Raw genomic sequence first — 22,902 nt, 5'->3', positions numbered from 1 at the left:
ATTTATTGAGTGGCGCTATCTTTCATTGGTGCTTGAAAGCGTTTTAGGCGTAAGGCATTACCCAATACGAAGACACTGGAAAGTGCCATTGCTGCCGCAGCCAGAATAGGTGAAAGCAGGGTACCGTTAATTGGATAGAGCAAGCCTGCCGCCACAGGGATCAATAGCGCATTGTAAGCAAAGGCCCAAAACAGGTTCTGTTTGATGTTGCGGATAGTTGCTTGGCTTAATGCAATTGCATCGACAACACCACGTAGATCCCCAGACATCAATACAACATCCGCAGCTTCAATAGCGACATCTGTTCCTGTACCGATTGCTAATCCAACATCGGCTTCGGCAAGTGCAGGTGCATCGTTAATTCCATCGCCAACAAACGCGACTTTATTGTGATTACGACGAAACTGTTTTAAAGCTGCAACCTTACCATCTGGCAAGACTTCCGCTGCCACTTCATCAATGCCAAGCTGTTTAGCGATAGCAGCGGCTGTCGCAGCATTATCACCGGTGATCATTGCTACTCTTAACCCTAAAGCGTGTAATGCATTGATAGCTTCTGGCGTTGTTTCTTTAATTGGGTCAGCAACGGCGATAATTGCTGCTAACCGTCCATCAATAGCCGCGTAGAGTGGACTTTTTCCTTGTTCACCTAGGCGTTGCGCAGATTGCTGGAAGTGACTCACATCCAATCCAAGCTGTTTCATAAAGCGATCGGCACCAACAGAGATGGCACGACCACTGACTTTTGCCGAGATACCAAATCCTGGAACGGCTTCAAACTCTTCTATAGCCGCCAGTGCAAGACCTTTGTCGTTTGCAGCAGTCACAATCGCTTCAGCTATCGGATGTTCAGAGCGCGTTTCGATGGCAGCAACTAAGGACAAAACCTCATCATATTCAAAGCCGTCAGCTGGGATCAGGTCAGTGAGTTCTGGACGACCTTTCGTTAATGTTCCGGTTTTATCAAGAGCGACGACTGTTACATCACGCAGCGCTTGTAAGGCTTCACCTTTGCGAAATAGAACACCTAATTCAGCAGCTCGTCCAGTACCGACCATAATTGAGGTTGGTGTTGCCAGCCCCATCGCACATGGACATGCGATAATTAAAACAGCAACAGCATTAATCAGTGCAAAGGTTAGTGCTGGATCTGGACCAAAAATAAGCCAAATGAAGAAGGTGATCACCGCGCCTGTCATCACCGCAGGAACAAACCACATCGTCACCTTATCAACTAATGCTTGAATAGGTAGTTTTGAGCCTTGCGCTTCTTCTACTAAACGAATGATCTGAGCTAATACGGTGTTCGAACCAATTTTAGTCACTCGGAAACTAAAGGCGCCTGTTTTATTGATGGTGCCCCCAACAACCTCAGAGCCTATTTCTTTGGATACAGGTACAGGTTCACCGGTGATCATGCTTTCATCAACATAAGAAGCCCCTTCAATGACTTCACCATCAACAGGGATTTTCTCGCCTGGGCGCACAAAAACGATATCATTTGTCATGACCTGATCCAGCGGGATCTCAATCATTTTCCCATCACGTTCTACACGGGCCGTTTTAGCTTGTAGCCCAACAAGACGTTTGATGGCTTGGGAGGTTTTGCCTTTTGCGCGGGCTTCTAATGTACGACCGAGCAGAATTAAGGTCACAATAACGACGGCCGCTTCAAAGTATACATTCGCCGTCCCGACAGGCAGCACCTGTGGTATAAAGGTGGCCACCACAGAATAGCCATAGGCAGCGGCTGTACCGACAGCGACAAGTGAGTTCATATCAGGCGCTGCACGTAATAGTGCCGGAATCCCTTTTTGGAAAAACCGTAAACCAGGGCCGAATAGTACAATGGTCGCGAAGACAAATTGGATATACCAATTGAGTTGTTGTCCAAGGTTCTCCGATACCCAATGATGAATACCTGGAATAAAGTGTGAACCCATTTCAATAATAAATACTGGCAATGTGAATATTGCAGCAGTAAATAATGCACGCCGTAGCGAGCGCTCTTCATTCTCACGACGTTCATTGGCTTGATCATTCGCATTAGTCGTTGTTTCTGACAGACGACGAGGTTTATAACCAGCTTGCACTATCGCGGCTTCGAGATCATCGATAGTGACAGCGCCGGAGAAATGGCGAATGCGGGCGCGTTCTGTTGCCAAGTTAACAGTCGCTTCAATAACGCCGGAGATTTGTGATAATGCTTTTTCAACGCGACCAACACAAGATGCACAGGTCATCTCTTCAATCGCTAATTCAGTTGTCTCTTCACGGACTTTATAACCTGAACTCTCTATTGCACGAACAGCCGCAGCCGGATCAGCTTGGCCTTTGAACGTGATGTCTGCACGCTCAGTCGCTAAATTCACGGTTGCCGTTTCAATATTCGTGACAGCGTTTAATGCTTTTTCAACACGACCAACACAGGATGCACAGGTCATGCCTTCTACTGGTAAACTCAGCCTATTAACGGAAGAGTGAGATATATTCGTTGTCATGGACTTACCCTCTTGGATTTCTTCATTACGTAAAGACTAACGTTTACCTTAAGGGGAAGGTCAAGCATTATTTTGAATTATTGTATAGATTGATAATGATTATTTGTACTCTATTGTTTTATAGATGTTTTTTTGTATTGAAAAAGTGGTTCACTAAACTATCCCTGTTTAGTGAACCATTTATTAGCGATAAAGAGTTTGTTAGGCTGATTTTTTAGACGTTAGTTTTCGTATCGCCATATAAAATACAGGCGTTAATAGTAAACCGAAGAAAGTGACGCCTAACATGCCAAAGAAGACGGCGATCCCCACTGCTTGCCGCATTTCAGAACCTGCTCCAGTCGCTAAGACCAGTGGAATAACTCCTGCAATAAAGGCAAAGGATGTCATTAAAATAGGGCGTAATCGAAGGTGTGACGCTTCCAAGACGGCCGTTAGCGGATCTTTTTCTTGTTTCTCTTGGGCTATTGCGAACTCAACAATCAAAATAGCATTTTTCGCCGCAAGGCCTACCAGCACAATAAAGGCAATTTGCGTGAAAATATTATTATCACCACCCAGTAACCAGACTCCCGTCATAGCTGAAAGCAGTGCCATTGGGGCGATTAATAATACAGAGAACGGTAACGACCAGCTGTTGTATTGAGCAGCGAGTATTAAGAATGCAAATAGCACCGCTAATGGGAAAATATAGAGTGCAGAGTTACCCGCTAATTGTTCTTGGTAGGTTAAATCCGTCCATTCAAAATCCATTCCTTCTGGTAATGTTTCACGTAAGATTTTTTCCATTGCGTCAGTTGCTTGGCCAGAGGTATAACCTGGGGCTGCATTGCCAGTGATATCAACTGAAGGATAGCCATTATAGTGGATCACGCGATCTGGACCATTGGTACGCGTAATAGTGACTAATGCACTGAGTGGGATCATCTCTCCATGTTGGTTGCGAACGTTGATCAGTTCAATATCCTTTGGATCCATTCTAAATGGTGTATCCGCTTGAACAATAACCCGATAAGTGCGGCCAAAACGATTGAAATCATTGACGTAGAGAGAACCTAAATTGATTTGTAAGGCATCAAAGATATCGGTAAGTGTTACGCCTTGAGATTTCGCTTTTTCCCGATCAATATCCACATCGATTTGTGGAGAATTAGTTTGAAAACTTGCCATCATCCCTGTTAATTCAGGTGCTTGCATCGCTTTCATGAGAACTTGCTCTTGCACTTGTGCTAAAGCCTCAAAACCTAGATCCGCCCTATCTTCAATTTGCACCTTAAAGCCGCCCATTGAACCTAATCCTGGAACAGGGGGAGGCGGAAATATGCCTACAAATCCATCGGGTATTTGGCTGAATTTTTTCATCAAACGATCTGCAATGGCGTTCGCAGAGAGGGAGGGATCCGTGCGTTCATCAAAAGGTTTGAGCATAGCAAACATGAGGGCCGAGTTAGGTAAATTAACAGGCCCATTCACAGAGAGTCCTGGGAATGCGACTACGTTTTCAACGCCAGGCTCCATGAGAGCAAGACGTGACATCTCTTTGACGACCTCTTCGGTACGATCAAGAGAGGAACCCGGAGGTAATTGAGCAACCCCGATTAAATAGTATTTATCTTGTGCGGGAACAAAACCATTAGGAACCACTTTAAAACCTAATGCGGTTAGTCCAACAAACCCCAGATACAATACAAAAATAATCAGACTTCCTCGGATACAACGTCGGACTATCTGAACGTATTTGTTAGACAAGGTATTAAAGAAGACATTAAATTTTGCAAAAAGGCGGCTAAATATTACGTTGATAACGCGAGTCAGCCAGTCTGCTTTTACGTTTTTACCCTGTGGTTTGAGTAAAATTGCACTAAGGGCGGGAGATAACGTCAGTGAGTTAATCGCTGAAATAATGGTTGAAATGACGATGGTGAGTGAGAATTGACGATAAAACTCCCCTTGTAAACCAGATAAAAATGCGGTGGGGATAAAAACAGCGGCGAGAACTGAGGTAATAGCCAGTATCGGCCCCGTAACTTCATCCATTGCCTTAAATGCAGCTTCTTTTGGGGTTAAGCCATCCGAGATGTGCCTTTCAACGTTTTCAACCACGACAATTGCGTCATCGACAACGATTCCTATGGAAATAACTAAACCAAATAACGATAACGTATTGAGTGAAAAACCAAAGAGATACATAAAGGCAAATGTGCCAATTAAAGATACTGGTACTGCTACCAATGGAATAATAGAGGCACGCCAGCTTTGTAAAAATAAAACCACAACCAGTACCACTAATACGGTTGCTTCAAGCAGCGTGATGGCAACAGACTTTAAAGATGCGCTCACAAATATGGTGGGATCATAGGCAATTTTGTAATCGATTCCGTCGATAAAGTTAGTTTGCAAACGGGCCATGGTTTCTCTGACGGATTCGGCGACTTCTAATGCATTCGCGCCCGGACTCATGACAATTTGTAGTCCGACGGCATTTTGCCCATTTAGTAAGCTACGAAGTGAATAATTATCAGCGCCTAGCTCCAATCTAGCGACATCTCTTAAATAAGTTGCCTGCCCATCTTTTCCGGAATGAATAATAATATTACCGAATTGCTCCTCAGTTGTGAGTCGACCAAGTGCATTTATACTGATTTGAAACGATGATGTTGAATTGGGTTGTTGTCCAATAGAACCTGTGGCGACTTGGACATTTTGTTCTTGGATAGCCGCAACAATATCATTTGCAGTTAATCCTAAGGCGGCTATTTTGGTTGGATCAATCCATGCTCGCATCGCATATTCACCTTCTCCCCACACTAACGCACTGGAAACACCGGGTAACCTTGCGATTTCATCACGTACATTCAGTAACGCATAGTTAGACACAAACAGAGGGTCGTAAACATTATTCGGCGAATACATATGAACAACCATTAACACATCAGGAGACGTTTTTTCTGTGGTGACACCAATTTGCTGTACTTCTTGAGGTAAGCGAGGGATAACCCGTGATACTAAGTTTTGCACTTGGATCTGGGCGATATCAGGATCCACATCTTGCCTAAAAGAGATGGTGAGGACCATTTTTCCATCAGTTGACATCTGCGAACTCATATAGAGCATGCCTTCGACGCCATTGACCGCTTGCTCGATGGGAGAAGCCACCGTATCCGCAATCACTTTGGGTGTTGCCCCGGGATAACTCGCAATAACTTGAACTGTCGGTGGCGTTACCGACGGATATTCGCTAAGCGGCAGTTTATAAAAACTTAATATCCCCGCTATTAATATAAATATTGATAGCACCATAGCGAAAATAGGGCGCTGTATAAAGAAATGGGGAAACTTCATTATTGTTTCTCCTCAACTTTATTGGCTGTGGTCTGTTTGTTATTTGTCGTTGATGGTGTTGTTTCTGCTGCTGGTGTGGATTGCATAGGTACAGGTGCGACTTCCATCCCCGGTCTGACCAAACCTTTAATAATAATTTTCTCACCCGCAACTAAACCGTGATTAATGACTCTGAGACCATCAACCATGGCACCTAATTCGACAGGGCGGTATTCTGCTTTATTATTTTTATCGAGAACTAAGACATAGTTTTGGCCTTGATTAGAACCTATGGCTTGGTCATCAATTAAAATAGAAGGACTTTTTTCTCCAATAGGCAGTTGTGCACGAATAAATGCACCGGGGATCAGCTTGCCATCTTTATTATCGATAACTGCTCTAACTTTCACCGTGCCGGTCGTTCGTTCGATTTGGTTGCCAATAAAATTAAGATTGCCAATATAGGGTGTACTCTTGTTATTTGGTAATGTTATGGTCACGGGAGGCAAGGATACGTCGGTATTTTTTATCGACGATGAATATAAATCTGTTAATTTATGGAAGGTAGCTTCATCAATATCAAAATAAGCATATATTGGATCAATAGACACAACCGTCGTTAAGCGCGTGGCTTCATTTGTTTCGCCACCAGTCACTAAATTGCCTTCCGTTATTAACGCTCTATCAACTCGACCTGCAATGGGCGAGTGAATTTTGGTATAGGATAAATTTAATTTAGCGGATGCTACAGCGGCTTTGGCTGATTTCACTTGTGCGTTATTTGCGGTGAGTATAGCAAGTGCGTCGTCATAATCTTTACGGGAAACCGCGCCTTTATTAATCAACCCTTTAAGGCGTTGGTAATTTCGATTGGCTTGCGCGGCTAAAGCCTCTGCTTGGCTTAATTTCCCCTCCGCTTCAAGTAGCGCTATTTGAAAAGGTTGGGGGTCGATTTGAAAGAGTAAATCTCCTTTTTTAACCCGTTGCCCTTCAGGTATGTCGACTGAATTAATACGTCCGCCAACGCGGGGGCGAACATCAACGGTTTTTGGGGAGGCGAGATAACCAGTAAATTCAGCAGAAGGGATAATGTGTCGTTGAATAACTTCCGCGACAGGAACTTTAGGCAGCATAGCAGAATTCGCGGCTGCTGATTTATTATCATTATTTGTCTCTTGTGCGATAGCTAGGTCGCTTATACTCATCGCTACAATAAATGCAGCATATATTCCGATTTTCATTTTTATCATAAACCTTACCTAATTATTGATCTCGTTGTTAGCTTTAACGTTAAATAAAAAATGTTTTGGCAGGGTAAAGGTTACAGTAGTTGTAAGGTCAACTTTTAAATACGATAAAGGTTGATTTAGTGATAAAGATGAATTTATTGTTAATTAAATCAATGCTGATATTGGGTTTTAATGATTAAAGAAAAGTCTGCTATGTAAAGTTAAAATAAACTATTGACCTTGTATCTACTTTAAGGTTTTTAATGATTGTCATTAATTTAAATACATAGAGAAATAAGGATTAATGATGAAGAAAATAACATTTTTATTGGCTTTAAGTTTATTAAGTTATCAAAGCTTAGCATCAAGTGATACGTCGAATACTCAACCTGTATTACCTCACATCACGGAAACCAACGCTTCAGAAGAACCTGATAAAAAAATTTTGTTTTCAATGACTTTTATTGGTGATGCGAGTTTGTCATCAATCGAAAAACAGGCACAGGAGATGGCTAAAAAACGAGGAGCAAGTCACTATAAAATTATTGGAGCAAGTGGCGAAAATCAACTTAGAGGTCATGTGACATTTTATCAATAACGCTATTTGTTTTAGTCAGGAGGTGAGTAATGAGCCATCACACCATTAGAGAAAATGTAATACAAGATATTCTTTTGTGGATCGATATGAATGTGGATAAGCCATTACAAATAGAAGAAATCTCTAACCGTGCAGGCTATTCAAAGTGGTATTTTCAACGTGTTTTTAAAAATACGGTTGGTGTAAGTTTAGGACAGTATCTGTTAATCAGGAGGTTACTAAGAGTCTCCACGGATTTGAAAGAAACCAACGATAAGATTATTGATATCGCTTTCAGGTATGGCTTTGATGGTCAACAAGGGCTAACAAGAGCCTTTAAACGAAAGCTAAAAGTGACGCCTGGCAAATATAGGAAAGAAACGATGCTAAGATATCATACATCTTATTAATCAATATCTTTTATAAACGTAGGTATAGAATACGCTTATGGGCAAATTCTATACCTAAAACAGTCGCAACAGAAAATGAAAACTCACATCTAATAAGGTATTGAATAAACAAAATAAATAAAATTGTTTTTTTCTTGACCTTGCAATGGTGGTAAGGATTAACATGAAAAAAACTTAAAATGATCTGTATCTGTTTTTAGGTGGTAAATAATGAAAATAGGTGAAGTATCAAAACTATTTAATATTCCAAGAGAGACGATTCGTTTCTATGAAAAAGAGGGATTGATTATTCCTCCTAATAGAAATGACAATAACTATCGAAGCTATAGTGAAAAGCATATTCAACGACTCAGGTTTATAAAGAATTGCCGTAGTCTTAATATGTCTCATCGTGAAATAAAAACATTATTAGATTTGGTTGATAATAATAGTGATGATTGCCAATTAGTTGAAGCCGTGATCAATACTCATTTACTGAATGTTCGAAAGAATATTGAGAAACTCACTCATTTAGAGCGAGAGCTGGTTATTTTACAAGATCACAGTGATGAAATAGATTCTCGGCATAAATGTGGAATAATAAAAAACTTATTATCGAAAAAGCGTTAAGCGATAAGACAAATAAGGATAGCGTATTTGGCTATCCTTATAGAGACGGCGATTACAACGCTTTTAACATCCGAATTTCACAATCGCTGTGGCCTGTATTTCCAAGTGGCTCATCAATAAACTCAAAGCCTAATTTCTCATACAGTTTAATAGCGGCTTGTAAGTCTGCTGTTGTTTCAAGATAACAGCGTGTATAGCCTTGTGCTTTAGCAAACTCTAATGACATTAATACAATCTGCTTTGCCACTCCCTTGCCTCTTAGTACAGAGGATAGGTACATTTTTTGTAGTTCGGCAGTTTCATTATCACCACCGGCCAGTTGTGATATACCACCACCACCGACAATTTTACCGTCCATCTCAACCACCCAGTATGCACTGCGGGGTTTGCTATAAACTTCATACAGTGTATCTAAAATAGGATCCGCAACTGCAAAGCCTTTATCGGCGGTTAAACCATGCTCTGCTGAAACTTCACGAATAACGGCAGCAATACCTGCATTATCTTTTTGTTCAATTAAACGGATCGTGTGGGTTGTTGTATTTGTTGTCATGAGAGACTCTCTTTATTTATTGTTTTGTACTACTCAGTGAGAGAGAACCAGAAGGGAACTTCAATCTGAGATCTGCGAACGCAGCCAGCTAATGATAATCGATTAATTACGATGGGTATAGATCTGTAATACATTCCTATGGTGTATTAATTTATGCTTATACGTAGTTATTCGCATGATCTGTTTACGGAAGGTTGACTCCGCTATCGCTGGTGGCCTGCCTCTAATTATGCCGAGCTGTAAAAAAAGAAAAGCCCTTATTGGCTAACCAATAAGGGCTTAGGCTAGGTTGCACAAGGCAAAATTACAGTGATGCGATAGTCACTTTCTGTGCTTCTAACTTACCTTTCGCTTCAATATTCGCGGCTAAACGCTCACGTTCTTTTTCAACGACAGCTGCTGGCGCACGGCTAACAAAACCTTCATTTGCCAGTTTGCTTTCAATTGAGTCAATTTCTTTGATGACTTTCTCTAGCTCTTTGTCCAAACGGGCTAGCTCAGCATCTTTGTCGATTAAGCCAGCCATAGGGATCAACAGTTCGGTACCACTCACTAGCTTAGTTACAGAAACGGGGGCTTCTTCACTATCAGCCAAGACGGTGATACTGGCGAGGCGAGCCATGGACTTAATAAAGTTTTCATTTTCAGCAACGCGACGTTTGGCATCCTGCGATGCACTACGCAATAAGACATCCAGAGGTTTACCCGGCGAGATATTCATTTCTGCACGAATATTACGTACCGCAATGATAGCTTCTTTGATCCACTCCAAGTCACTTAATGCCAGCTCATCGACCTTCTCGGCATTAAATTCTGGGAAGGGTTGTAGCATGATGGTATCAGCATCAATGCCTTTTACCACTTTTACACGTTGCCAGATGGTTTCTGTGATAAATGGAATAATTGGATGAGCTAGACGCAGTAATGCTTCCAGTACTTCAATTAATGTGAAGCGTGCTGCACGGGCCTGTGCTTCGTTGCCTTTATGAACCGCTGGTTTAGAAAGCTCTAAATACCAGTCACAGAATTCGTTCCAAGTGAAGTCGTACAGAATACCTGCCGCGATATCATAACGATGCGTATCTAGCGCTTCACGATATGCTTTAATTGTTTGGTTGAATTGAGCCATGATCCAGCGATCTGCCAGAGAGAAGCTCATTTCACCGCCATTCTGACCACAGTCTTGGTTTTCTGTGTTCATGAGTACGAAACGGCTCGCATTCCACAATTTATTACAGAAGTTACGATAGCCAGACAGACGTTTCATATCCCAGTTGATATCGCGTCCCGTAGAAGCAAGAGCCGCTAAGGTGAAACGTAATGCATCTGTACCATGTGCCTCGATACCGTTTGGATACTCTTTACGCGTACGCTTAGCAATTTTTTCAGCCAGCTGTGGCTGCATCATGTTGCCAGTACGTTTTTCCAATAGGTCTTCGAGCGAAATACCGTCGATCATATCCAATGGGTCGATAACGTTCCCTTTGGATTTAGACATTTTTTGTCCTTCTTCATCGCGGATGAGGCCTGTCATATAAACCGTTTTGAACGGTACTTGAGGGACGCCGTTTTCGTCTTTGATGAAATGCATGGTCAACATGATCATGCGGGCAATCCAGAAGAAGATAATATCGAAACCACTTACCAACACATCTGTTGGGTGGAACGTTTTTAAAGCTTCAGTATTTTCAGGCCAGCCTAATGTTGAGAAAGTCCACAGACCAGAAGAGAACCAAGTATCGAGAACGTCGTCGTCTTGACGTAAGGCAACGTCTGCACCAAGGTTGTTTTCACGACGAACTTCATCTTCATCACGACCAACGTAAACATTGCCTTTATCGTCATACCATGCAGGAATACGATGTCCCCACCAGAGTTGGCGAGAAATACACCAGTCTTGGATATCACGCATCCAAGAGTAGTACATGTTTTCATATTGGCGTGGTACGAATTGAATGCGACCATCTTCAACGGCTTTGATCGCATTTTCAGCGAGAGGTTTAGTGCGAACATACCATTGGTCAGTTAGCATGGGTTCGATAACGACACCACCACGGTCACCATAAGGTACCGTCAAGTCGTGAGGCTTAACTTCAACCAGTAAACCGAGCTGTTCAAATTCCGCGACAAGGGCTTTACGGGCCGCAAAACGTTCCATGCCACGGTATGCTTCAGGAAGTTCGCTACTATACGCAGTGGAAGGATTGCCATGAGTATCGAAAACTTCAGCTTCGTGGCGCACGTTACCATCTAAATCCATCATGTTAATCATGATCAATTGATGACGTTTGCCCACTTCATAGTCATTGAAATCATGAGCTGGTGTGATTTTTACGCACCCCGTGCCTTTTTCCATATCGGCATGTTCATCACCAACGATTGGAATACGGCGGTTAACTATCGGAAGAATAATTTCTTTACCGATTAAATCCTTATAACGTGGATCTTCTGGGTTAACAGCAACCCCTGTATCCCCAAGCATCGTTTCCGGACGTGTTGTAGCAACAACGAGGTAATCTTTCCCTTCAACTGTTTTTACGCCGTCAGCGAGTGGATAGCGCAGATGCCACATGGAACCTTTTATTTCACGGTTTTCCACTTCGAGATCAGAAATAGCGGTATGCAGTTTTGGATCCCAGTTAACTAGGCGTTTACCACGATAGATCAAGTTATCTTTATAGAGACGAACGAACGCTTCTTTAACAGCTTTCGATAAGCCTTCATCCATAGTAAAACGTTCACGTTCCCAATCAACAGAGTCACCTAAACGACGCATCTGTTGTGAAATTGTGCCGCCAGACTCTGCTTTCCACTGCCAAATTTTGTCGATAAATGCATCACGGCCATAATCATGACGAGTTTTATTCTCTTCAGCCGCGATTTTACGCTCAACAACCATCTGAGTCGCGATACCAGCATGGTCAGTGCCCGTTTGCCATAGCGTATTTTTACCTTGCATACGCTGGTAACGGATCATGGTATCCATGATAGTTTGCTGGAAAGCATGCCCCATATGTAGGCTACCCGTCACGTTTGGTGGCGGGATAACGACACAGAAACTGTCTTTACTGGTATCACCATTTGGTTTGAAATAGCCGCTTTTTTCCCAATGAGCATAACGTGATTGCTCAATTTCAGCAGGATTATAAGTTTTATCTAGCGAAGGCTCAGCAATCGCATTATCTGGTTTTTTATCCATTTTTATATCGTATTCAGTTAGTTGGCGGCGTCGCCATAGTCAAATTGAAGCCGACGCTACGGTAAACCTTATACCGTTCACGCGCCAACTGTTTTAAAGTTTCATCAATAGGCACAAAGTCTATCACTTCATGGAATGCGGTGGCAAAGTCTGCAAACTGAGTTTGAAGATTGATCAGTACATCGCGTTGAGCATTACCTCGTTTTCCTGGCCAGCAAATTTCAATGGGCGCGCCATAACGGGGGCCTTCACCTGCAAGATTATGAGGAACAAACTGATGAGGATCCCTTTGCCACAGAGCTTCATCCAATTTTTCGGCTTGTTCGGCACTTTCACACGCGATTAAAACTCGTTTGCTATTACGCCACATTTGCGCCGCAAGCTCGCAAGCAAGCCATTCATGGGCCTCAAGCTCAACTTGTGGTGATGGTTTTTCAAGCAAATAAAAGGTGGCGTTTTTCATCTCTTTCTTTATGGAATAGAAATATTTATGCAAAAAGGGTATTGCGACAGGCAATACCCTGAAATGAAGTTGGGTGCTATTTTAACGTATAGCACACCATAGTGCTATATACTCATCATACTTCCAGTGGCAACGTTATGGGTGGCATTGATTAGCAACCCGTTCCCCTTGAAATATTTAGCGTATAGACCCTAAACGTCAAGTGACAGCATGGTTGGCTGTCACTTGACGCATTATAGAGTATTACTCGTCACCATTTAGGCCAGCGCGGTTCAGTAAAAACTGTGACAGCATTGATACAGGGCGACCGGTTGCCCCTTTCGCTTTACCTGAACGCCATGCGGTACCTGCGATGTCTAAATGCGCCCAATTATATTTAGTGGCAAAGCGAGCCAAGAAGCAACCTGCGGTAATCGCACCCGCTGGTCGACCACCAGTATTCGCTAAATCAGCAAAATTGGAGCTGATTTGCTCATAATAATCATCGGCTAATGGTAAACGCCATGCACGGTCACCTGCTTGTTCAGAAGCATTGAGCAACTCGTGAGCCAGAGGGTTATGGTTAGACATCAAACCGGTATAGTGGCTACCTAATGCGATGACACAAGCACCGGTCAGTGTTGCGACGTCGATAACCAAATCAGGCTCGAAACGCTCGACATAAGTCAGCGTATCACACAGTACTAAACGCCCTTCAGCATCGGTATTCAGTACTTCCACTGTTTGCCCTGACATCGTGGTAAGAATATCGCCAGGGCGATAAGCTCGGCCACCCGGCATGTTTTCACAGCCAGCAAGTACCCCAATGACATTGATTGGTAACTGTAATTCAGTGATAAAACGCATTACACCATAAACAGTTGCAGCACCGCACATGTCATATTTCATCTCATCCATACTATCGGCAGGTTTGATAGAAATACCGCCAGAGTCAAATGTGAGACCCTTACCGACGAGGACAATAGGTCTCGCTTCAGGATCCGGATTCCCTTTGTACTCCATGATAGACATGAGTGACTCATTTTGTGAGCCTTGACCAACAGCCAGATAGGCATTCATGCCTAACTCTTTCATTTGCTCTTCACCGATGACACGCGTGGTGAGCCTATTTTCAGAAATGTCTGCCAGCTGACGAGCTTGGGAGGCTAAATAAGCTGCATTACAGATATTGGGTGGCATATTGCTGAGGTCTTTTGCTGCCTTAACGCCTGATGCAATTGCTAGCCCATGAGAGATAGCACGTTCACCACTGGTTAATTCACGACGTGTTGGTACATTGAAAACCAATTTACGCAGTGGACGGCGATGCTCAGTTTTATTACTCTTTAACTGATCAAAGACGTAAAGAGATTCTTTAGCCGTTTCAACGGCTTGACGTACTTTCCAGTAATTATTACGGCCTTTAACATGTAATTCAGTTAAGAAACAAACCGCTTCCATTGAGCCTGTTTCATTCAGGGTGCTGATTGTTTTCTGAATGATTTGTTTGAATTGACGTTCATCTAGCTCACGCTCTTTACCGCAGCCAATGAGTAGAATACGTTCAGACAGGATATTTGGCACATGATGGAGTAGTAGGGATTGCCCTACTTTACCTTCAAGTTCCCCGCGGCGCAGCAGGGCGCTGATATATCCGTCGCTTATTTTGTCCAGCTGTTCAGCTATAGGGGACAGACGGCGTGGTTCGAAGACTCCGACAACGATACATGCGCTACGTTGTTTTTCCGGGCTGCCACTTTTTACACTAAACTCCATGCGTTCTCCTGAATCTTAAAGACAAAGGCCCATGCTCCCGCTAAAATTAGCGTTACCGCATAATCTACCTCATAGAGAATGAACTCTTTATGTTAAACTGAGCAGATATCTGGTTTTTCAATAATATTAAGCATGTTCTGATTGGGTAATCAGTATAGAGAATGCTTTTATATCATTCTAGCCATACAATGAGCCAGAGTATATGTTAACAAATGGTAGATATTGAACGAACTTAGCCATTTTCCACCCAAAAGACAAGTTTTCACAGGCGTATAAGCGTGATCATTATTAGATATTTGGTACGGGAGACCCTGAAAAGTCAGTTAGCTATCCTTTTTGTGCTAATGTTGATTTTTTTTAGTCAGAAGTCCATCGATATACTCGGGGCTGCTGTTCAGGGAAATATTCCTTCAGACTTAGTGTTACCGTTACTGGGATTAGGGGTGCCTGAAATGGCACAATTGATCCTCCCTTTGAGCCTATTTCTTGGGCTATTGATGACGTATAGCAAATTGTATACCGAAAGTGAGATCACGGTGATGCATGCTTGCGGATTAGGGAAAAGTGTTCTGGTCAAAGCCGCTCTGGTGCTGGCAACACTTACCGCATTGATCGCGATAGGCAATATTACGTGGATGCTGCCTTGGTCCTCGCAATATCAAGAACGGGTGCTCGCCGACGCGAAGGCGAACCCAGGATTGGCTGCGATGGTTGAAGGGCAATTTAAAACCACCAAAGACCGTAACATCGTACTTTATATCGGCGAAGTCAAAGGTAACGATTTTAAAAACGTCTTCTTAGCGCAATTGCGCGCAACTAATGAACAACGTCCATCGGTGGTCGTGGCGGATAGTGGTCATATGAAAGAAGATGCGGACGGGCGTCAAACCGTAGTGCTTGACGAAGGTACTCGTTATGAAGGAACCGCATTGTTACGTGACTTCCGTATTACGGATTTTAAAAATTATCAGGCGGTTATCGACCATAAAACGAGCGATACCCGTAATGATAGAGTTGAGCAAAAAAATATGCTTGAACTCTGGAAGGCGAACGATCCCGATTCTAATGCCGAATTCCATTGGCGTTTGACGATCGTTTTCTCTGTCGTCGTGATGGCATTAATGGTTGTGCCATTGAGTGAAGTTAACCCTCGTCAAGGTCGAGTATTAAGCATGCTACCTGCCATGTTGCTCTATCTGATTTTCTTCCTATTACAAAGTACATTACGTAATAGTGCAGAAAAAGGCGATGTTGACCCGAAATATGCCATGTGGGCTGTTAACTTAGGTTATCTGGCCTTAGCAATTATCTTAAATATTTGGAATACCGTGCCAATGCGCCGCTTGTGGGTCAAATTTAATAGAGGGGTTGCTTGATGTTTGGTGTTTTAGACAGGTATATAGGTCGAACCATCCTGAACTCTATTTTAATGACCTTGTTCATGCTGGTTTCCCTTTCTGGGATTATCAAGTTCGTTGAGCAGTTGCGTAAAGTCGGGGATGGTGAATATACCACGTTAGGTGCGGGGGTATTCACGTTACTGACCATCCCAAAAGATATTGATATTTTTTTCCCGATGGCGGCATTGCTCGGTGCACTATTAGGATTAGGTGCATTAGCTTCACGCAGTGAATTAGTCGTCATGCAGGCGTCGGGTTTTACACGTTTGCAAATCGCGCTCTCAGTGATGAAAACCGCGATTCCACTGGTTATTGTGGCAATGTTAATTGGTGAGTGGATTGCTCCAGCGGGCGACCAATGGGCGCGAAACTATCGTGCCGAAAAGATTGTGGGTAACTCATTAGTGGTTACCGATGAAGGTATGTGGGCAAAAGATGGGCGTGATTTTATTCATATCCAGCGGGTCACTGATACGACATCGATTCAAGAAGTCTCCATTTATCGCTTTGATGAACAACATAAGCTGACCTCAGTGATGTTTGCTTCAAGCGGAACGTATGACAAGGATAACCAACAGTGGTCACTGTCTCAGGTCGATGAATCTATTTTAAATAATGAGAAAAAAATCACAGGTTCTCAGCGTTTAACATACGATTGGAAAACGAATCTTACGCCTGAAAAACTCGGTATAGTGTCACTTAGCGCGGATTCACTTTCTATTCGAGGGCTTTATCAATATATCGCCTACTTAAAAGAAAGTGGGCAAGTCGCGGCAGTCTATGAATTAAGTATGTGGAAGAAAATATTGGCGCCGTTATCTGCCGCTGTGATGATGTTAATGGCAGTTTCATTTATTTTTGGTCCATTACGGACTGTACCAATGGGCGTTCGGGTTGTTTCTGGGATTGTCGGCGGTTTCTTGTTCTATATCCTTAACCAAGGATTTGGGAACTGGAGTTTGGTTTATTCCGTGCCACCGATCATTGCAGCGCTACTACCTAGCGTCCTATTCCTCGGGATCAGTATTGTCCTGCTGGTGAAACGTAAGTAGCTCCATTTCAAAATCGATAAAACGTTAATAAGCCATCGTATAGCGTTATACGGTGGCTTATTTATGGGTATTAAACGGCTCAGTGTTTGAAAACGTCAGGGATAGTGAGATGAGCCATAAAAATTCTCATTTTTATTGTCAGCCTTAAAACACCTGAAGGTGGTAACGGAGCGTGTGAAATTGTAGCCGGAAAGCCGTTTATGTTAAAAAACATTCTCTTACTCACCACACATAAAGAGGATATACAGGTTCATGACATGTCTAGCGGCGTTACAAATATCATCTAGTGTGACTCGGAGGGTGTGATGAAACCCTCATCAGGCGTTATGTAAGGCCTCAAAATACCGTTGCCCCAGAGCTCGACTAACAAATGGAATTGCTAGAGGGTGAATAAAGTATATAGCTCTTGATCGGGGTCGCAATTTAAAGCCATTTTTTAGAGGTGGTATTTTATTAAGTTAGCGATAAACCCGTTACTTAGCTCACTTATTTTGGCATGTACTTTATTTTCTTGGGGGAGAGAAAATAGCGGGATTGCCAATAGCGGATTCCATAAGCTTCTCGAGAATCACGTCATAAAGACCCATTCTAGAAAGTGTTAAGTGATTTGCCATTACTTGCACGTTGGAGAGTCATCCGTTCTTCGGTGCTATGGCAATTGGTATTCGTCATTTTGGCAAAGTGCTCACTCGTATTTGCAGTAACCCTGTTTAATCATGTGTTTTAATGATAATTGATGGCATAGGATTCCCCTCTTGAATGATTTATGCCATTAGCATTGTGGGAGTGGGGGAGACTTGCAAAAAGCAATGATGGGTTGTTATACGCTAAGAAGAGCATTAATAAGCTATTAATATGATGCAAAAAAGGTTCGTACTGTGGTGGAGGTGACCACTTGGTGTAATAGCCTTTTATCGGTTGTCATCGTCAACGTGAAAAGGGAATAAAAGCGAGACTTTGTTTGTCTATTTTTGTGGTATTTCAAATACTGTTACCGAGCAAAACTGTTCGGTAACAGTGAACAAAGTTTTATTTATCAACCTATTGCTAATTTAAGAGCCACAAGCTGAACAAAATAGTGTTTTAGGGTTGGGGTGTAACTCGCCAGTGCATTCATTGCGTCGGCGGTACGCTTTCAATGTCTCCCATAAGCATGGTTAGCTGATAATGCAGCGACCATCTCATTCACACCGATCGTTAATTTGCTAAATTTACTGCTATCTTTACGCGTCATCACCACAAAAACACCGATGTTTTGTTGTGGGATCATCGCCATATAGCTATTAAAACCACCGCCACCGCCTGTTTTCTGGTAAATACCGGGTCTACCATTTTGTGGTTTCATATATACCCACCCCAGTCCGAGTCCATCTGCATGGCCCGCAACATCCATGCCTTTAACATCAAGCAGCTTACCTCTTGGAAAATAAATACCTTGCTCGCGTGCTGCTGTGGCTTTTCTTAGGTTTTTATCCGTCGATAAAAATTGCTGCATCCATTTTTGCATATCGGCGGGCGTTGAATAGACTCCGCCACTCCCTGCTGCGGCTAAGGTATTGTGGCATGGGCTGGGTTTTGTTCCCTCCATCAACCTTGCACACTGCGAGGCATTGGGGGTATAGGTGGTTTCCGTCATTTTGGCAGGAGACGTCACATAACGGCTAAATAGGTTAGGGTAGGATTGGCCAGATGCTTTAACCATTGCATCAGCAAGAAGGTCATAGGCAAGGTTTGAATAAGAGGCTTCAGTGCCTGGTGTCGCATCAAGCTTACCATTTTTTAGCCAAGTCCAACGATTGTCTTGGGTTGGCCAAATAAAGACAGGCCTTCCCCATTTACCACCCGGTTGCTCTCTCGGTAACCCACTGGTGTGGCTCGCAAGATGATACAGACGGATAGGTTGCCCACTATTGTTATCAGGAACAGAAACCCCGTGATAGCTATATTGCTGGAGCGGATCAGTGATGAGTAACTTTTTGTCTTGCTCAAGCTTAATCAAAATTTCACTGGTCATGAGTTTTGTAATCGATGCAATACGAACGAGCGAGTGAGGTCCTGGCTTTTTGCCATTACCTGGAGCGGTCTCACCATAATAGCGTGATAATGTTTGGTTATTATCAATGACAATGATAGCCATCCCGCGGGCATCACTTTCGTTAAAAATACGATTCGCATACAGATCGACAATTTTAGCGACACGTTCATAGGTTCTTCTATCACCTTCAAATACTTTCCAGTCGCTAGACTCGGCATCATTATTGCCCTGTAAAAACTTTGGTTGCTTTTCTGTCGTGCTAGAACATGCTGCTAAAACGAGCGACAATGCGGACACTGACAGAATTTTTAGAAATGATTTCTTCATGTTTAGGAGCCAGTCGATATGTAATTTTGCAAATGGTCGAACAGACCAAGGTTATTTTTTCTTTGAGAAGACCTTAATCAAAGCACCGATCAAGATGCCAATGACGAGCCCCGTCGCTATCCAACCTAGAAAACCCATGTGTAAATACCTTTAATAATTCAATAATGTGCATACGCTAACAAAATTTATATAAAGTCGCCAGCAGGCTTGAGGATGCTACTAATTAAATCAAATATTTGACTAAAGTAACATATGTATAGGCTGATAAATAAACAAAAAGCATTAAATAGCCAATAAAGGATATAGAGATTCCGTTTGAAAGAATGCAATCTAATCAGATCTGCAAAGGTAGCCCTGAAGATGCTTTTTTTTTAAGCGAACAAACTGAATAATCAAGATAAATGTTGCTAGTCGAGACAAGGCAAGTATAATAGCCACGTTTTCCAAGAAACACATCACTTCGTGCCGGAGTGGCGGAATTGGTAGACGCAGTTGATTCAAAATCAACCGCCTTCGGGTGTGCCGGTTCGAGTCCGGCCTTCGGCACCACTTAAGTGAAAATAAGACGCTAAAAGGCGTCTTTTTTTATGTCTCAAATTCTCTTTTCACAGCGTTCCTATTCCTATTCCTATTCCTATTCCTATTCCTATTCCTATTCCTATTCCTATTCCTATTCTAATTCATGGCTGTCGTATCCCCCTTAGAGTGGCGATTAATGTGTCATTATCCTTATGATAATATTGTGATTTTCTCGTTAGAATCTATGATTTTAGTTTGATGGGAGCTATTCATATCATATTCGTTATCTAAGCTTATCAGTCACCTTTGCCTGCTGCTTAAGTGTGTTCTAAATTATTGAGTGTTTATGCTTGCTTTGGGGAGAAGAGGATAAAAAATTTGGCATTAACCGATAGATAGGCTGGCATAACTAATTACTTGTATTAAGTCAAACGTAACCTGATTGTTTTTACTGACAGTGTCAACTCCTCATTAATTGCACTCACAGCGAAATGACGACAAAGCATACTGTATTAACTACTTGCTTTCGAGTTCAATTTATTGCCGTATACTAGATACTTTGCAACAGTACTCATGATATTAATCTCTACCATATAGTGAATCAAAGAACACTGATGGATATTTACGTAATTCTGACTCGATAATGTGGCGATGAGTTAGTACCATTTTCTTGCCATATTCTGTTAACTCAGCTCCGGAGCTAGTAAGGCTAGCTGAGATGCCTGATGCAACCACTCTGTCAGCAAGTCCGAGCGTATATAGCTCTGTAGCAAGACTATCATTTAACCCTATACGTAAAAACATCTGTAATTTCCTAATAGATTCGGCAATAGCTGTATTTTCAAGGAAATTTTCAAATAAATCAGCACATGCACCAACTATAAGCATGGCCTCGTAGCCAAGACTATTGTCACAAATATTAATGATATTTTCGATTTTTAAGTTGCGATGCTGACTACCAGCTCTATATTTGAAACCATTTTTATTTGCTTGTAATAATATTTCATTATAAGGAACACCAGAGCACCATTGTTTGGCAATAGATAGTCCTGCATTTTCACCTATCAACTTACCTAAACTATTATCCATACCAATATGTTCTATAACAGGCCACAGAAATTCTAGTACACCTAATACATCAGATTCTTCATCTAAAGTTATAATATTTTCTCTAAGCCATTGCTCTAGATAGTCTAATTTTTGGATACCTAGTAGTGCCTTTCCATAATAAGTACGTTTTTCTGGTTCAACCTGTTTAACTTTCTCTGCAACTACTCTGAACGCTTGGGCTAGCTTTTCTTTTTCCGCATCATTAGCGAGGCAGAAAGCAAGAGTACCATTATAAAGTTCAGTTAAAGCTTCGCCATCAAGCATTTCATCACTACTTAAATTAGCAAGTAAGAAGCTTTCAAGGCTTTCTAAATATTTAATCCTTTGTTGCATCTGTTTAAGTAACTCTGTAACATTTTCTCCCCTTCTAGCTAATTCAACACATCTTTCTTCATAATTATAAGGTGACTTAAGAAACTCTATAGGATCAATGGAGTAATTCTCATCAAATAGCGGCTGTATAATACTCAGAAGACTACTTAAACAACTTTCAGTGTTTGATGGGTCTAACAAATTATTCATTTGAGACCATTGCCACCGTTTAGCTGAGCGGCGTAGATCAAATAATTCTGTATCAGAAAATATGATACTTCCTTCTGTATGTTTTCCTGCCCTACCTGCTCGCCCTAATAGATTGTGAAAGTCTCGGGTGGATATTAGTTTTTCTCCTTGAAAAACGCCAGATACAACAAGATATTTGATCGGTAGGTTAACACCTTGTGCTAAGGTTGATGTGCATATCACGCAACGCCCCAGACCATTCTCCATTGCATGTTCAACTGATATTCTAAGCCCATTAGGTATACTTGCACTGTGAGGAAGAACTCCACGCTCTATCGCTTTTGTGACAACTGCATCGATTCCCAAGTGTAACTCAGACAATCTAGCAATTTTCTTGATTTCAGTTTGATCGCTATACACTATTGGCGCTTCAAGTTGATCGATACGATCTAATGGTTTAATAATTTCTCTACAAATTTTTATAACGGAGTTTTTTTGCCCACAGAAAACTGCAACTGGCCCATTTTCTGAAAGTTTAAGTCCTAAGTATGCAGCGACTAGTGATTTGTCATCCTTTGGCGGAAATAATTTTTGTACTTTTTCGCTTTTCTTCTTGGGGATTTTGAGTGATTCCATAACTCGCGGTACAAAGAATTCTTCGACATTAATGTTAAAGGGGTCTACGTAGTGGAACTGACCACGTCCCATTCTCCAACTAGCAAATGCAATACTTCGTTCAGTAGATAAATATTCAGATCCGTTAACTACCGTTCCATTTCCTGCGTACAACCAGTCGCCTATAGTTTGAGCGTTTGGTAAAACAGCAGAAATCAAAACATGCTGTGTATCTTTACGCAACTCTCGTTTCAAACTTGTTAGAAGTAACTCATAGGTAACACCTCTACTTCCTGTATCGAACTGATGTCCTTCGTCATAAATGACCAAAGATATTACTTCTGCTAACTCAGGTTTATGTCGTAATAGGTAGACAAGCTTTTCAGGTGTAGCAACAATAATGGTTGGGGTAGTACTACTCTCCACCTTTTGTTCAAATAAGTGTGATAATAATTCATTTTCAAAATCATCTAGTTGCGGAATATCATTGAGCTGATTAACCAGAACATCTTCATCAGTAAACGCAGCTGATAAAGATGAGCTAATTTCTCTACATAGAGAACGAAAAGGCGCAATAATTACCGCAACAGAAGCCCTTCCTGATAAGAAAGACGAACGGATAATTAATTCTGCTGATTTAGTTTTGCCTGCACTAGTAGGGAGCTGAACAACGGCAGATCTACCGATAAAAACGTCTGCATCTCCAAGTAGTCTCTGTGCCGGCCA

The 22,902-nt window shown here is 42.1% G+C and carries 14 protein-coding genes and 1 tRNA gene; 6 read left to right on the top strand and 9 right to left on the bottom strand.

Translation table 11 applies throughout. The annotated features are described in order from the left end of the window. Positions 1–2: 2 nt before the first annotated feature. The 3 genes from P2E05_RS18130 to P2E05_RS18120 all read right to left on the bottom strand — a co-directional run bounded on the left by P2E05_RS18130 (position 3) and on the right by P2E05_RS18120 (position 7,072). Positions 3–2,501, bottom strand: a complete 2,499-nt coding sequence (locus tag P2E05_RS18130; protein WP_272657844.1) for a heavy metal translocating P-type ATPase — start codon at positions 2,499–2,501, stop codon at positions 3–5. Positions 2,502–2,702: 201 nt separating this feature from the next. Then, on the bottom strand, positions 2,703–5,843 hold the full coding sequence (locus P2E05_RS18125; protein ID WP_249999426.1) for an efflux RND transporter permease subunit: 3,141 nt from the start codon (positions 5,841–5,843) through the stop codon (positions 2,703–2,705). Then, positions 5,843–7,072 carry an efflux RND transporter periplasmic adaptor subunit gene (locus tag P2E05_RS18120; RefSeq protein ID WP_269723545.1) on the bottom strand — a complete coding sequence of 410 codons (1,230 nt, stop codon included), beginning with the start codon at positions 7,070–7,072 and terminating at the stop codon, positions 5,843–5,845. Before P2E05_RS18120 ends, P2E05_RS18125 begins: the two co-directional genes overlap by 1 nt. Positions 7,073–7,355: 283 nt before the next feature. Between P2E05_RS18120 and P2E05_RS18115 the strand changes: the two genes are divergently transcribed. The 3 genes from P2E05_RS18115 to P2E05_RS18105 all read left to right on the top strand — a co-directional run bounded on the left by P2E05_RS18115 (position 7,356) and on the right by P2E05_RS18105 (position 8,647). Then, the gene (locus P2E05_RS18115; RefSeq protein ID WP_163863170.1) at positions 7,356–7,649 is read left to right on the top strand and encodes a DUF1471 domain-containing protein; all 294 of its coding nucleotides are present in this window, start codon (positions 7,356–7,358) and stop codon (positions 7,647–7,649) included. A gap of 29 nt (positions 7,650–7,678) precedes the next feature. Beyond that, positions 7,679–8,038 (top strand): helix-turn-helix domain-containing protein, encoded by a 360-nt coding sequence (locus P2E05_RS18110; RefSeq protein ID WP_154624855.1) that lies wholly within the window; start codon positions 7,679–7,681, stop codon positions 8,036–8,038. A gap of 210 nt (positions 8,039–8,248) precedes the next feature. After that, positions 8,249–8,647, top strand: a complete 399-nt coding sequence (locus P2E05_RS18105; RefSeq protein WP_154624856.1) for a MerR family transcriptional regulator — start codon at positions 8,249–8,251, stop codon at positions 8,645–8,647. A gap of 52 nt (positions 8,648–8,699) precedes the next feature. Here the strand turns inward: P2E05_RS18105 and P2E05_RS18100 are convergent, their stop codons facing one another. The 4 genes from P2E05_RS18100 to pepA form a co-directional block, all read right to left on the bottom strand. After that, complete coding sequence (locus P2E05_RS18100) at positions 8,700–9,200, bottom strand: GNAT family N-acetyltransferase (protein WP_004915956.1); 501 nt, start codon at positions 9,198–9,200, stop codon at positions 8,700–8,702. A gap of 304 nt (positions 9,201–9,504) precedes the next feature. Next, entirely contained in the window at positions 9,505–12,399 is a 2,895-nt protein-coding gene (locus P2E05_RS18095) for a valine--tRNA ligase (protein WP_272657843.1), read from the bottom strand. Positions 12,400–12,412: 13 nt separating this feature from the next. Continuing rightward, complete coding sequence (locus P2E05_RS18090) at positions 12,413–12,862, bottom strand: DNA polymerase III subunit chi (RefSeq protein WP_154624858.1); 450 nt, start codon at positions 12,860–12,862, stop codon at positions 12,413–12,415. 243 nt (positions 12,863–13,105) lie between these two features. Then, positions 13,106–14,617: a leucyl aminopeptidase gene (pepA, locus tag P2E05_RS18085; RefSeq protein ID WP_154624859.1), complete on the bottom strand. Its 1,512-nt coding sequence runs from the start codon at positions 14,615–14,617 to the stop codon at positions 13,106–13,108. A gap of 278 nt (positions 14,618–14,895) precedes the next feature. Between pepA and lptF the strand changes: the two genes are divergently transcribed. Continuing rightward, the gene (gene lptF, locus P2E05_RS18080) at positions 14,896–15,993 is read left to right on the top strand and encodes an LPS export ABC transporter permease LptF (RefSeq protein ID WP_272657842.1); all 1,098 of its coding nucleotides are present in this window, start codon (positions 14,896–14,898) and stop codon (positions 15,991–15,993) included. Further along, on the top strand, positions 15,993–17,069 hold the full coding sequence (gene lptG, locus P2E05_RS18075) for an LPS export ABC transporter permease LptG (RefSeq protein ID WP_154624860.1): 1,077 nt from the start codon (positions 15,993–15,995) through the stop codon (positions 17,067–17,069). Before lptF ends, lptG begins: the two co-directional genes overlap by 1 nt. Before the next feature lie 1,135 nt (positions 17,070–18,204). Here the strand turns inward: lptG and ampH are convergent. After that, positions 18,205–19,431 carry a D-alanyl-D-alanine-carboxypeptidase/endopeptidase AmpH gene (ampH, locus tag P2E05_RS18070; protein WP_154624861.1) on the bottom strand — a complete coding sequence of 409 codons (1,227 nt, stop codon included), beginning with the start codon at positions 19,429–19,431 and terminating at the stop codon, positions 18,205–18,207. A 464-nt stretch (positions 19,432–19,895) separates the two neighbouring features. Between ampH and P2E05_RS18065 the strand changes: the two genes are divergently transcribed. Then, positions 19,896–19,980 (top strand) — tRNA-Leu (locus P2E05_RS18065). A gap of 549 nt (positions 19,981–20,529) precedes the next feature. Here P2E05_RS18065 and P2E05_RS18060 read toward each other — a convergent pair. Beyond that, complete coding sequence (locus P2E05_RS18060) at positions 20,530–22,800, bottom strand: DEAD/DEAH box helicase (protein ID WP_276123110.1); 2,271 nt, start codon at positions 22,798–22,800, stop codon at positions 20,530–20,532. Positions 22,801–22,902 lie beyond the last annotated feature (102 nt).

The organism is Providencia stuartii (assembly GCF_029277985.1).
In the GTDB taxonomy this organism is placed as follows: domain Bacteria; phylum Pseudomonadota; class Gammaproteobacteria; order Enterobacterales; family Enterobacteriaceae; genus Providencia; species Providencia zhejiangensis.
The sequence above is the reverse complement of the archived record's forward strand: the minus strand, read 5'-3'. Positions and strand labels throughout refer to the sequence as shown.

Excerpts from the sequence above, each read along its gene's own strand:
- P2E05_RS18130 (WP_272657844.1), bottom strand. The coding sequence starts at position 2,501 with ATGACAACGAATATATCTCACTCTTCCGTTAATAGGCTGAGTTTACCA.
- P2E05_RS18120 (WP_269723545.1), bottom strand. The coding sequence starts at position 7,072 with ATGATAAAAATGAAAATCGGAATATATGCTGCATTTATTGTAGCGATG.
- P2E05_RS18110 (WP_154624855.1), top strand. The coding sequence starts at position 7,679 with ATGAGCCATCACACCATTAGAGAAAATGTAATACAAGATATTCTTTTG.
- P2E05_RS18115 (WP_163863170.1), top strand. The coding sequence starts at position 7,356 with ATGATGAAGAAAATAACATTTTTATTGGCTTTAAGTTTATTAAGTTAT.
- lptG (WP_154624860.1), top strand. The coding sequence starts at position 15,993 with ATGTTTGGTGTTTTAGACAGGTATATAGGTCGAACCATCCTGAACTCT.
- P2E05_RS18095 (WP_272657843.1), bottom strand. The coding sequence starts at position 12,399 with ATGGATAAAAAACCAGATAATGCGATTGCTGAGCCTTCGCTAGATAAA.
- P2E05_RS18125 (WP_249999426.1), bottom strand. The coding sequence starts at position 5,843 with ATGAAGTTTCCCCATTTCTTTATACAGCGCCCTATTTTCGCTATGGTG.
- P2E05_RS18090 (WP_154624858.1), bottom strand. The coding sequence starts at position 12,862 with ATGAAAAACGCCACCTTTTATTTGCTTGAAAAACCATCACCACAAGTT.
- P2E05_RS18100 (WP_004915956.1), bottom strand. The coding sequence starts at position 9,200 with ATGACAACAAATACAACAACCCACACGATCCGTTTAATTGAACAAAAA.
- ampH (WP_154624861.1), bottom strand. The coding sequence starts at position 19,431 with ATGAAGAAATCATTTCTAAAAATTCTGTCAGTGTCCGCATTGTCGCTC.
- P2E05_RS18105 (WP_154624856.1), top strand. The coding sequence starts at position 8,249 with ATGAAAATAGGTGAAGTATCAAAACTATTTAATATTCCAAGAGAGACG.
- pepA (WP_154624859.1), bottom strand. The coding sequence starts at position 14,617 with ATGGAGTTTAGTGTAAAAAGTGGCAGCCCGGAAAAACAACGTAGCGCA.